Annotated in this window: 7 protein-coding genes; 2 read left to right on the forward strand and 5 right to left on the reverse strand. The window is 43.2% G+C overall.

All coding sequences use genetic code 11. From position 1 onward, the window contains the following. Positions 1 to 99: 99 nt before the first annotated feature. Genes M0Q51_01105 through M0Q51_01115 form a run of 3 tightly spaced genes read right to left on the reverse strand, consistent with a single transcriptional unit; the run spans position 100 to position 6,337 of the window. Positions 100 to 2,007 carry a DUF3857 and transglutaminase domain-containing protein gene (locus tag M0Q51_01105; protein MCK9398576.1) on the reverse strand — a complete coding sequence of 636 codons (1,908 nt, stop codon included), beginning with the start codon at positions 2,005 to 2,007 and terminating at the stop codon, positions 100 to 102. Between the two features lie 2 nt (positions 2,008 to 2,009). Next, on the reverse strand, positions 2,010 to 3,908 hold the full coding sequence (locus tag M0Q51_01110) for a hypothetical protein (GenBank protein ID MCK9398577.1): 1,899 nt from the start codon (positions 3,906 to 3,908) through the stop codon (positions 2,010 to 2,012). Positions 3,909 to 3,955: 47 nt separating this feature from the next. Then, the gene (locus M0Q51_01115; GenBank protein ID MCK9398578.1) at positions 3,956 to 6,337 is read right to left on the reverse strand and encodes an alpha-amylase family glycosyl hydrolase; all 2,382 of its coding nucleotides are present in this window, start codon (positions 6,335 to 6,337) and stop codon (positions 3,956 to 3,958) included. Positions 6,338 to 6,511: 174 nt separating this feature from the next. Between M0Q51_01115 and M0Q51_01120 the strand changes: the two genes are divergently transcribed. Continuing rightward, positions 6,512 to 8,005 carry an alpha-amylase family glycosyl hydrolase gene (locus tag M0Q51_01120; GenBank protein ID MCK9398579.1) on the forward strand — a complete coding sequence of 498 codons (1,494 nt, stop codon included), beginning with the start codon at positions 6,512 to 6,514 and terminating at the stop codon, positions 8,003 to 8,005. 83 nt (positions 8,006 to 8,088) lie between these two features. Here the strand turns inward: M0Q51_01120 and M0Q51_01125 are convergent, their stop codons facing one another. Together M0Q51_01125 and M0Q51_01130 are read right to left on the reverse strand one after the other, a co-directional pair. Then, positions 8,089 to 9,561: an alpha-amylase family glycosyl hydrolase gene (locus M0Q51_01125; GenBank protein MCK9398580.1), complete on the reverse strand. Its 1,473-nt coding sequence runs from the start codon at positions 9,559 to 9,561 to the stop codon at positions 8,089 to 8,091. Continuing rightward, positions 9,536 to 9,820 carry a cyclomaltodextrinase N-terminal domain-containing protein gene (locus tag M0Q51_01130; protein ID MCK9398581.1) on the reverse strand — a complete coding sequence of 95 codons (285 nt, stop codon included), beginning with the start codon at positions 9,818 to 9,820 and terminating at the stop codon, positions 9,536 to 9,538. The genes M0Q51_01125 and M0Q51_01130 overlap by 26 nt, the downstream gene beginning before the upstream one ends. 364 nt (positions 9,821 to 10,184) lie before the next feature. Between M0Q51_01130 and M0Q51_01135 the strand changes: the two genes are divergently transcribed. Further along, the gene (locus M0Q51_01135; GenBank protein ID MCK9398582.1) at positions 10,185 to 11,897 is read left to right on the forward strand and encodes an alpha-amylase family glycosyl hydrolase; all 1,713 of its coding nucleotides are present in this window, start codon (positions 10,185 to 10,187) and stop codon (positions 11,895 to 11,897) included. Positions 11,898 to 11,919: the final 22 nt, after the last annotated feature.

An 11,919-nucleotide genomic window follows, 5' to 3' on the forward strand; every position in this document is an offset into this window, starting at 1 on the left:
TAAAACAAGAATTGGTAAGATTATCAGAAGTTCAATTAAAATCATATTTAAACCTTTTTTTTTCATAGCATTCGCTTATTAAGTATTTAAGTGAATTGATTATTTCTTTACTAAAACACACTTCATATCATCAGCAACAGTGATTCTGTCAAAAAAATCAATGAATTCTGTATAAGAAGCGGCTGGATACTTACCCTCATTGAGCTGGAAATTTCGCACAAAAATCAGAAAATCTTCCTTAAATTCAATGTTTGCTGAATACTCACCAAAAGGTGCAACGATATGAACCCGGGCCGGGACACTTTCCACTTTTAACGAAACAGGCAACTCATAAATAATTGTATCAATATCCTGAAAAGCATGCCTTATCACTATTTCAGTTTTCCTGTTCCGGACATTAGGAGGGGAATTAGCAATTTTTTTGGTACAGTTTAATGGCATCAGATACTTGGAATTCAGAATGGTAAGATAATTTTCAAAATTAATTATTAATGATTCCTCTATGGATGGAATGATCTCCCTGTTCTCCTTGTAATTAAAACTGATAACCTGAAATCCGGGGAATTTTAGTTTATCGGATATCATCCTTTTTTTATCAGTATCATCAGCCAGGAAGGCAGATAGTATTTCATCATATTTTAAGCCCCTGTAAACCGAATTAATCTCCAAAGTACCTTTTCCGGTTTCATCAATCCGGACATGTGATATGCTGGTTTCCTGGTTATCTTCAAGTCTGTAATTCCTCGTATGGACAATCTTACTCTTCGCCTTGTCAATTAACAACACGTCACGGTTATCAGTAAAATCGCTTATATAACCACATGGTAATCGCTGGCTGGTACATTCAAGCCAAAGGGTATCCTGGCCGACAGGGATGCAAAGGAATACATGGTTAAACTGTGAGGATGGGAATGATGTGATCAGTGAAGCTTCAGATTCTCCGGCTGATACAAGGCAATAATAGGATTTAATGCCGACTGCCTTAAGCATAGCCAGCATATAATTTGTCAATGCCTTGCAATCACCATAGGCAAGTCTTTGAACCGTTGAGGCACCAATAGGCTGCCAGCCCCCGATTCCGGTCTTAATATTGACATATCTTACCCTTCCTTGCATATATTCATAAATCCTGCGGATTTTATCATAATCATCACTGCAATCTTTTATCAGCTCTTTTAAAAATAAAGCAATCTCTTCTGATAAAATATCCCTTCCTTCATTCAAAGTATAAAACCAATCGCCTAAACTGGCCCACGAATCGACATTTCCTTCGAAACCTCCAATTTCAAATTGTGAAGGAGCCATGAGGACAATAGGAAAAATTTCCCGGGATGGAGAACTGTAAGGTTCACGTTCAATAGCCTTCAGGTTAGAAGCTTCCCAATAATATATTTTATTCTTTTCATCTGAAGTAAATTTAACCGATGAAGGAATGCTTCTCTCCAGATAACGAAAATCCTGGTTTTTAGGAATTAATGCCTTAAATGAACTTTTTTCAACTGCAAGATTATAAGCGGGCTGAGGGACCCAAGACGGATATTGAAAAAGTCCGTTAAACGTCACTTCATAGGAATATTCAACCGTAAATGGAACATTACGGATCTTTGGGTCGATAAATTTTACCCTGCTGTCCTCGAAAACAGAGAAACCTGAAATCGCACTGAAATCCTGGATATCTTCGGACGGAATTCTTTTGATCTGTTCCCCGTATTCATCAAAGACACGGCCTTTTATGGCTGAAATTGTCCGGAATTTATCATAAAACTCTGTAAAATTTGCATCATCAAGTCCGTTTTTGTTTAGAACCGTTATAGCATAAGTGACTTTCAATGTCCCTTTGCTGATTGATGTTACTTCAAAAATCTTTTCCTCATTTCTGATCACTGCCCGGGCCTTTTCTTTAAGTTCTTTGGGGATATCAGCTACCTTATACAACAATTCACCTGCGTTCAGGTAAGATAAAGGGACCAGGCAAAAACCAAAAATAATAAATCTGATCACCTTCATAATCAAAGAGTTTTAATAACAATTGGTTCAGAATGCTTTTTCACCAGCTCAGAGAAAAATGTCCGTAAATCAGCATACTCTTCTACAGAGAAAAAAGGTTTTGTCAGATTAAACTTGTAAGTAAGATACACAATATTTCCGACCGCGCTGATCTGGTACTGTATGCTTACGCTGTTATCAGGCAATTTCATAACCATCACTTTTGGTAATTCTACTATTTGTAAGCCTTCCGGTATAGTTATCTTAGAAATAAAAGTCATTTCAGAAGGAGTTATAAAATCTACCGGATAATTCCGTTCTTCCGATTTAAAAGGATTTTCTATGACTTGTTCAAAGAGGAGAGGGTATATATAAAGCATATTGCCGGCGCTGGTCACACGGTTCTTTATCCTGACATCATACTCTTCCTGTATGGGAAGGTAAATACTGTCGAGGCTTGAAATCCGGGATTTAATAATGCTCAGTCCCAGGTTGTTGTTTTCCATGTCCCTTAAAAATTCTTCTTCGGAATTAAACTTTGCGTAATCATTACGAAATTCCAAGGCGGCGTAATCATAACTATTCCGGTTCATTGTTCCGGTCATAACAAGATCCGGACCTATAGTCAGATCCACTTGAATCAGGGTTTTATCCTTTTTCTGCGGAATAAGATCCACCCAGTCAGACTTCATCTCGTCAATAATTCTGCCTTGCAGGTTAATACACCGTTCCGGAAGCATACCAACCGGGAGGTACTCTTCCGTTGCATCAACAAAATAGGGCTTATTATCAATCACCACGTAGGCAACAACATAATTAAGTTTATCAAGTGAAGGAAACAAAGGAGAAAGAAAACCGTTGCTCCTGGTACTTAATGCAACCGGAGTAACATTTAAATCAAGCTTTTTCAGGAGTTGTATCAGGATAAGGTTCACATCCGAAGAATTCCCGATTTTTTTGTTAAACGGGGTTGCAAGGTCTTCGGACGAAATATAAAGCGCTTCCAGCTCGTTCCATTTGACTGCATGTTTTACGTACTCATGGGCAGCTATAAGTTTTTCCATTGGGGTAGTACATGTCTGCTCAATTTCTTTCACTTTATTATTCAGAAAAACACAACCTCTTATAGCCATACCGAAATGACCACTCTGCATCAACCGGGCATTCACTGCTGCCCATGTGGTAGAATACTCCTTGTAAAATCCCGGATAGTTGTCGCTGATCGGAATGGAAATTCTGAGAATTTCGATCTCGAATTTGGTCATGTAATTGGTCGCATTCGCCATGTAAGGCTCTTCCTTGAATGCAGGCATATCTTTTGCAACAGAACGGATAGAAGAGCTTTCAGATAATGGAAGAAAGCCAAAATAATTCTTCCTGAATTCTATATATTTCGAATCTTCAATGAGCAATTCGCTCCATCGTACGGGAATGACATCCTGAAATCTCCATTCGCCAGGCAACCACGGATGCCGGAATTCAAGGTCTAATACTGAACCTTCCCTGACATTTGGCATCGCCACTCTCGTCCTGTATATATCCTCAGATACCCGTTCAAGGAAAATGGATTCAGATTTCAGTTTTGTCTCGACGATCTCCCCATTTTCAAGATTATAGGTAATCCCTCTAATAGCTGTTTTATCAGATGTGGGAAAAATCCTGTTCCCCCAGGTGGTCCCCTCTTTTTTAAATATCTTTATTCTTAAGATCCTCACAAAATCATAAGTGTGCGAATTAAAATACCCGTAGTTGCAAAGAATTGCCGCAACTGCACTTGTGTCCAAAGGATAGGCAGTCATTTCGAGATCAGCCTTGCTGACAGACCCATATTTTATAGGGGCTTTCTGTGCAAAAGACGGAATACTGATGACTGCCAATAAGGCAAAAGCAGAGATGATTTTCTTCAATAATTTGGTTTTCATAATCAGGATTAATTTACGGAGGCAAGATATGAATAAAAACTTATAATTCAATCAACGCTTCCGGTCATTATTTCGAATGACCACGGCGCCAGGGTGATGGATAGTTTTCTTTCGTCCAGGTTGAAATTATTCCCGAAATTTGATTTAAACTGCGGATTTTCCATCCAATCCGGGAGGGTGATCTCAAGATTTGCAGGTTTATTGTCTTTATTGAAAATCACGACTGAAATGTTATCAAAGTACTGCCTGGCATAAGCATAGGTCTTATCATCAACCTGCAGGGTGGTAAAATTCCCGTAAATCAGCGACAGGTTTTCCTTCCTGATTTTAGCCAGCTTTGTTGCAGTTGCCTTTGTGGAGGATTCATGGGGATTGAGGCCATCAAACTTCATCATCCTCCTCGAATCCGGATCATTCCCGCCCGGCAGCCCGATTTCGTCACCGTAATAGATCACCGGAAGCCCGGGTATGGTCATATTGAAAGCTGTCAGCATCGACAGTTTACGGTAACCCAATGTATCCCCTACCTCTATATCCCTCGTCCAGCCGGCTGCTTTAGCATTTTCGCCGAATTTAAGGTCGCCGCCGGCATAGGAAACGAATCGCCCTCTGTCCTGGTTGCCCGTGATGTAGCCCATCAGGTTCTGATTGCCGTAAAAATCAAAGCTGGTCTGAAGCGTATTGTCGAGGTTGGTGAAAGGATCTGCTTCCCGGGCAAAAACGCCGATCGCCGCATCATACACATTGAAATCAAACTGCCCGTCGAGCATACCGGTATTTACATAGCTGGAAATCAATTCGGGCCCGCCATAGGTTTCTCCTATCTGGTAAATTTCCCTTCCTTCAGCCTGGACTACTTGTTGTTTCAGCTTTTTCGTCAGCGTCCGCCAGAAAATTTCCGGCACATGCTTGGTCGCATCATGGCGAAAACCATCCAGCTCGTATTTTTTGATCCACCAGGTAGCCGAATCGGAAAGCATTTCCGTCACCTCAGGCTGCTGCAGGTCGAGCGTGGGAAGGAAAACATCAAACCAGGTCGTAAGCCGGTACTCATCCCATTTTTCCGTGTTCATGGTGCCGTCAGGGAGATAAAGACTGGTAGTCCAGTTAGGGTGTTCGATATAATAAGGATGCAGAACATGAACATGATGGGCGACAAAATCCAGCAGGACATTTATCCCCCTGGCGTGAGCTTCCCGGACCAATTCCTTAAGGTCTGCCGGCGTTCCCATCCTTGGATCAATCAGCGTAAATGAAATGGGCCAGTAACCATGATAGGCAGAGAATTTTGTCTTCGGATCGTTCCATTGGCCATAAGCCCCTTTGGGGTTTAGTACGACAGGTGAAATCCATATTGTATTTACCCCCAGATCGTTAAAATATCCTTCTTTAACTCTTGCCGTGATACCGGCAATATCACCACCAAAATAATCTGCCTTGGGAAGAACAAGTGCAGGATTATTGATGGGCTCGTCATTAGCAGGATTTCCATTGTAAAACCGGTCGATAAAAACGTTGTAAATGATTTGAGCTTCCTTGTCAGATCTTTTCACAAGGTCTGCATCCATTACCACATTCCTGTTCTGCAAAGGGATGAGCAATTCATTCGAAATACCGTTGTAATTGAGGGAATAAACACGGATATATGACCGCTCAAAGCCGGCAGCTTCCTTTGGAATTGAAATTCCCAGCTCATCTTTTTCTATTTCCAGGTAACTTTTATCCAGGAGAATATTCTGCCAGAAGACAAAGAAATCCGAAGGCAACCGGGTCCATTTAACATTTATTTCATTTTCGGATTTATCATATTCAACCGTATATAAAAAAGGTATATTGGATTTATCCATCAGTCCGACTTTCATCACCGAATTAAAACCGCCGGCATTATTATCCACCGAATCGGGATTAGCGGGATCGAGCCTCCAGTGGTCATCAGTCACAACCTGATACTGGTATCTTCCCGGATTCAGGGGAAACGTCCCGGTCCAATTTCCATTTTCCAATTTCAATTGAGTTCTGGTAGGTGTCCATCCATTAAACTCCGCCGCTAACCGGACACTTTTATACACCTTGTTACCGGGGTCAAATGAATAGAGGAAATCCACCTTACGGCTTTTCATCACCAGCACTGACTGATAGCTGCCTTTGTTCCATATCCTCATCTCCATAAGTGGTTTGGCTTCCGGCGGAATTTTATATGCGATTGTATTTTTATCAGCTTCCATGTCGACTCTCTTTCCATCGATAAGGACCGAATCGATCAGTGTCACATACGGGACAAAGTCGGTAAGAATGATCTCTGACTGGTCTTTATCCAGGCGCAACGGAAAGGCCAGGCCCGTGACGAAGTGGTCTTGTGGAAGATGCTTCCGTTCCGTGCTGCAGGCAACAGCGACAATGATGAGAGAAAAGAGAATGATTTTTTTCATGGAAAGAGGTTTTTGGAAATGCAAATATCGGAAAGAAAATACTTGGTTTGCATTAGGTCATTGTAGAGACGTCACTACATGTGCAACGTCTCTACGATAACCTATCCTAAGAATTTGTAATTTTGCCCGGTATTCGAAACCAATTTAATCCAAACAGACCAATTTCCGATTATCATGAATGTCGCATCACTGAATAAGATTGCCCTGCCGGGAAATCCAATCATTTATGAGATTAATACGTGGATCTGGCTCCACGAGCTCAACCTGAAATATCGCAAGGAAATTACCCTCGCCAATATCCCTGCCAGGGAATGGGATGAATTGGCCAGCCTGGGCTTTAATGTCATCTGGCTCATGGGTGTCTGGGAACGCAGCCCGGCCGGGTTAATTATTGCCAAACAACATACGGGCATTATGAAAGACCTACGGGAAGCGTTGCCGGATCTGAAAGAAGAAGATATAGTCAGTTCGCCTTACTGCATCAAAGGTTACCATGTTGATTACCATATCGGCGGGTCTGAAGGACTGGCCATCGCCCGGCAGGAGCTGGCAAGTCGCGGCTTGCGGTTGATCCTTGATTTTGTACCCAACCATGTTGCACCCGACCATCCGTGGACGATTTCAAACCCCGGATTTTTCATCAGCGGGACAGAGGAGCAAATGAGCAACCATCCGGACGATTGGTACCGTGCCGGGAAAAATATTTATGCAAAGGCCCATGATCCTTTTTATCCACCCTGGCCGGATGTGCTTCAGCTTAATATTTTTGACGAAGGTCTGCGCAGAACGATGGTGGAAACGCTTAAAATCATTGCAGCACAATGCGACGGGATCCGCTGTGATATGGCTATGCTTGTCATGAATGATATTTTTTCTAAAACCTGGTCAGAGAAGGCGGAGCAGAAACCGGAACTTGATTTCTGGGCCTCCGTTATCCCGGAGGTCAAGCTACAATACCCCGGTTTTACATTTATTGCCGAATCATACTGGGATACAGAACCGGCTCTGTTAAATCAGGGCTTTGATTTTTGTTATGATAAGCGATACTATGATTACCTGATAGAAGGTGCGGAAAAATCAAGGCAACATCTTATAGAGATGATGCCTGTGCAAGAAAAATTATTGCGCTTCCTTGAAAATCACGATGAGCCGAGAGCCTCACGTCTTTTTTCCATCGGTAGGCATAAAGCAATTGCTTTGGCTTCACTTACCCAACCCGGAGCAAGGCTTCTGCATGACGGCCAGCTCGAAGGAAGAATGGTCAGGGTACCGGTATTTCTTTCCAGAAGGCAAAATGAGCCGGAAAATCCGGATCTGAAGATGTTTTACCGGCAACTGATGAAAATACTGAAATTTGATGCGATCCGCATTGGAAGATGGGCTTTAGTTAAGGTTTCGGGATGGCCGGATAATCTCTCCTATCTTAATTTACTGGCATGGGAATGGCTTGGTAACCATGAAAACCTTTTGTTTGTAATTAATCTTAGCGATCAGCCTGCCCAGGGGCTTGTTGAATCAAGCCATTCATATCTTCCAGGCAGAACTTATCAACTATTTGATGTTATTTCCGGGCAATTATTTGACCGGGACGGAGAAAATATGAATTACCCGGGGCTTTTTGCAGGATTGCAACCTTGGGGAGCTCATACATTTTTCATTGAGCATTGAGCATTGAGCATTGAGCAATTTAACACCTTGTCTTCTGACTTCTGTCTTCTGACTTCTGTCTTCTGTCTTCTGTCTTCTGTCTTCTACCCTAACTCCAGTACAAGCGCCGTCTCACCCGGAACATCGATCCCTTCTTCCAAAAGAAAAACCTTTTTGGTCACAACATTCTTCCCTCTCCGGTAATCTTTTAAAACTTCCTGAAAACGTGTAAGATCCAGTTTCCGGTTTTCTTTGTTTTTATTAATCACCACCATCACTGCATCCTCTTCATCATACCTGAAGAACACGTAAATCCCATCTTTTGGAATAAACTGCTTTAACTTTCCATGATGGATAACCTCTGAACCCTTCCGCCACTTCAATAAGGTTTTCAAATACTGCAACGCTTCTTCCTGCCTACTGTCAACTGTCAACTGTCTGCTGCCTACTGTCAACTGCCTACTGTCAACTGCCAACTGCCACTCGCCCAGCGGAAAATCCTGCCTGATAAAGCCATCACCATTCGACTTTTCACCCGTCATCAGAAGTTCTGTTCCATAATAGATCACCGGAATTCCCCTTGTAGTCAGGAGAACCGCCATGGCCATCTTAAATTTGTTCAGATCTTCGCCTATGCTGGTGTAAAACCGCGTCAGGTCATGGTTATCGGCGAAAATAGTGTTGCAGAAAGGATCAGAATAAATGAAATCCTGGGCCAGCACATAATAAAGCCTGGCCAGGCCGTTGGTCCAACCTTCCTGCTCGTTAAAGGCATCCTTCAGGGCATACTGCAAAGGGAAATCAGTAACCGAAGGCAGGTAGGAAGAATAGTCACCGCTAACCGGTGAACCTGCCTGCCAGTAAGCAGTGTGAGTTTCCTTCTGCTGCCAGGTCTCCCCTACCACCCTGAAATCGGGATATTCCTTCAGCACCCGTTGCATCCACTTCGTCATGAAATCTTTATAAGAATAAGGATAAGTATCCATCCGGATGCCATCCAGCCCGGCAAATTCGAGCCACCAGATGCTATTCTGCACCAAGTAGTTAGCGAGGATTTTATTATGTTGGTTCAGGTCGGGCATCGTCTTGTCAAACCAGCCCGTCTGCATTTTCTCCCGGTCAAAATCAGAAGCGTAAGGATCCATTGCTGTTTCAGCACGATAGTTGGAACGGGTGAATCCAGGGAATTGATGGATCCAGCTTTCCATGGGCATATCCTGTAACCACCAATGGTTGCTTCCGCAATGATTGAATACCATGTCCATGATGACTTTCAACCCTTTCTTGTGGCAATTATCTACCAGCGATTTATATTGATCGTTATCACCAAATCGTGGATCGACGCAGTAAAAATCCGTGATCGCGTAACCATGATAGGAATAGGCCGGCATATTATTTTCCAGGACCGGGTTAAGCCAGATGGCAGTAACGCCAAGGTCAGCGATATAATCCAGCTTATCGCTGATCCCTTTGATGTCTCCCCCATGACGGCCATTCGGATCAGACCGCCTGGCTGCTTCTAGCATACCTGCAACCGAGTCATTTCCTTTATTACCATTTGAGTAGCGGTCGGGCATCTTTGGTGATTTCCAGGTCAAGTATAAGATAATCGGGATTTTCGAGCCTGATCGTTTTTCTCAGGATAACTCCGGGATAATCGGCTATAACATTCGATTGGGCAATTTTATTCCCGTAAACCATCAACTGAAGTGATGAATCCTGCATACCTGCCCACCAAAACGGAGGCTCAACACGGTGAAAGGAAATCTGAGACAAGAGGATCAAGGACTGTAGAAAGATTGCGAAAAAAAGCAAGGTTTTCTGGAGGTATTTCATAACTGTTAATTTTGCTGGAAAAGGTTGCTAAAAGTAATGAAAATGACTTGTGAACATCTTCCATTTAATAAAATTTATAAGTCCTTCTAATAATCCTCCTCTTTTTACCGTAAACTTACACCGGAATTTGAAATGGCCATTATCGTTCCAAGTCCGGGTTGCTGTTAGAGTCAGATCATAATAGCCGAGAAACTTCCCGTTCTGAAAAAAAGCCCTGTACGAAAGTGAAGGGCTTTTTTATTCTCAGACTTCTTACGGATTTAGCCATTGAAACAGATTAATTCATACTTTTGCTGCAGGAAATAAACCATTTATTTCACATTTAAACTAATTGGTTGCCAGCAATTCAGGAGAACACTTTTTCATGAAAGATAAGTATTCTGATCTTTTCCAGGTCTGGGAGGAACTTTATCCTGAACAGCCGTCCGATATGCTGAAAGTTTTTACTGCCGAAATCGACCGGTTCATGACAGCTAAAACTCTTCCTCCATTAGAAAAGGAGTGGTATAAGGACGCTGTCGTTTATTCCCTTTATGTCGATCTTTTTAATAAGGATTTTGTCGGGCTTACCGCGCGCCTTGATTATTTGCAGAGCCTTGGCGTCAATTGCCTGTGGCTACTGCCTATCCTTGAGTCACCCATGCGTGATGCTGGTTTTGATATCAGCGATTACCGGAGGATCAGGAAAGAGCTTGCAGGCCTGGGTGAAAATGCCACGGATGACCAGATGCGTAAATTGTTCGGGAACTTCCTGAAGGAGGCACACAGCCGTGGATTACGGGTAATTTTTGATATCGCGACAAATCATATTTCCGAACATCATGCCTGGTTTAAAGAGGCCAGGAAATCGAAGGATAGCCCTTTTCGTAATTTCTTTATATGGAGCAAGGATGGCAAAGAATATGCCGATGCCCGGATCATCTTCTATGGCATTGAGGAAAGCAATTGGAAGAAAGAAGGTGATGAGTATTATTTTCACCGCTTCTTCGATTTTCAGCCCGACCTGAATTACCGGAACCCTCAGGTTCTCATCGAAATGTCGCGTAACCTCCTCTTTTGGATGGAACGGGGCGTGGATGGTTTCAGGGCTGATGCGATCCCTTATATCTGGAAAGAAGAAGGCACTGCCTGCGAAAATCTTCCAAAAACCCACGCTATTGTCAGGTTTTTCCGGACAGTGATCGACCTGGTCAGGCCTAATACGCTTTTACTGGCTGAAGCCTGTCAGAAACCACATGAGGTTGTGAAATATTTTGGCAATGGAGATGAATGCAATGCCGGGTATCATTTTCCGCTGATGCCTCAGATCTTTAAATCGGTGGCCATGGCAAACCGCACACCTGTAGTAGAAACCCTCAGCCTGGCAGTGACGCCGGAAATACCTGCCGGTGCCCAATGGTTTACCTTCCTGCGATGTCATGATGAGTTGAGCCTGGAATTGGTTTATGTCACCGAAGAGGACCGGAAATACATCCATGAGCATTATTGCCGTAAGCCTGAGTGGGACTTCCGACTAGGACAGGGGATTTCGGCCCGACTGGCAGAGCTGATGGAACGTGATCCCGCCCGAATCGGGCTGATCTATTCCATCATGCTTTCACTTCCCGGAACGCCGGTGATTTATTATGGCGATGAATTCGGAAAGTTCAATGATGAGGCTTATTACCAGGAAATGAAGACGACAGTGGGCAAAGATGATACCCGCTTCCTGGTCAGGGGAAAAATAGACTGGAACAGTGTCAAATCGGCACTTGCCCGGCCCGGCTCTTTCGAATCCCTTGTTTTTATCCAGGTAAAGACGATGCTCCATGCACGCAATGCTTACCCGGTTTTCGGCAGGGGAAAACTTTCCTGGGTGGACCTTCAGAAACCTGATGGCCGGCAAGCTGGTGAAATCATGGCTTATTACAGGAGGTTTGATAATATTGATATCCTGGTCGTTCAGAATCTCTCCGCTGATGAAATCAGCCTGAAATGGGATATTTCCTTCAGAAAAAGCCTGCTGGGTAAAGTTCCGGAAATCGGGAACGGCCGGATAAAGTTGCAAGGATTTGAATATTTTTGGTTGTTGGTTTAATTGGATGACAGATGCTGTCTCA

It is taken from the genome of Bacteroidales bacterium (assembly GCA_023229505.1).
Taxonomy (GTDB): Bacteria; Bacteroidota; Bacteroidia; order Bacteroidales; family JAGOPY01; genus JAGOPY01.

What these genes read in the sequence shown, in the direction of transcription:
- M0Q51_01115 (MCK9398578.1), bottom strand. Translation starts at nt 6,337, where the DNA reads ATGAAAAAAATCATTCTCTTTTCTCTCATCATTGTCGCTGTTGCCTGC.
- M0Q51_01105 (MCK9398576.1), bottom strand. Translation starts at nt 2,007, where the DNA reads ATGAAGGTGATCAGATTTATTATTTTTGGTTTTTGCCTGGTCCCTTTA.
- M0Q51_01120 (MCK9398579.1), top strand. Translation starts at nt 6,512, where the DNA reads ATGAATGTCGCATCACTGAATAAGATTGCCCTGCCGGGAAATCCAATC.
- M0Q51_01135 (MCK9398582.1), top strand. Translation starts at nt 10,185, where the DNA reads ATGAAAGATAAGTATTCTGATCTTTTCCAGGTCTGGGAGGAACTTTAT.
- M0Q51_01125 (MCK9398580.1), bottom strand. Translation starts at nt 9,561, where the DNA reads ATGCCCGACCGCTACTCAAATGGTAATAAAGGAAATGACTCGGTTGCA.
- M0Q51_01110 (MCK9398577.1), bottom strand. Translation starts at nt 3,908, where the DNA reads ATGAAAACCAAATTATTGAAGAAAATCATCTCTGCTTTTGCCTTATTG.
- M0Q51_01130 (MCK9398581.1), bottom strand. Translation starts at nt 9,820, where the DNA reads ATGAAATACCTCCAGAAAACCTTGCTTTTTTTCGCAATCTTTCTACAG.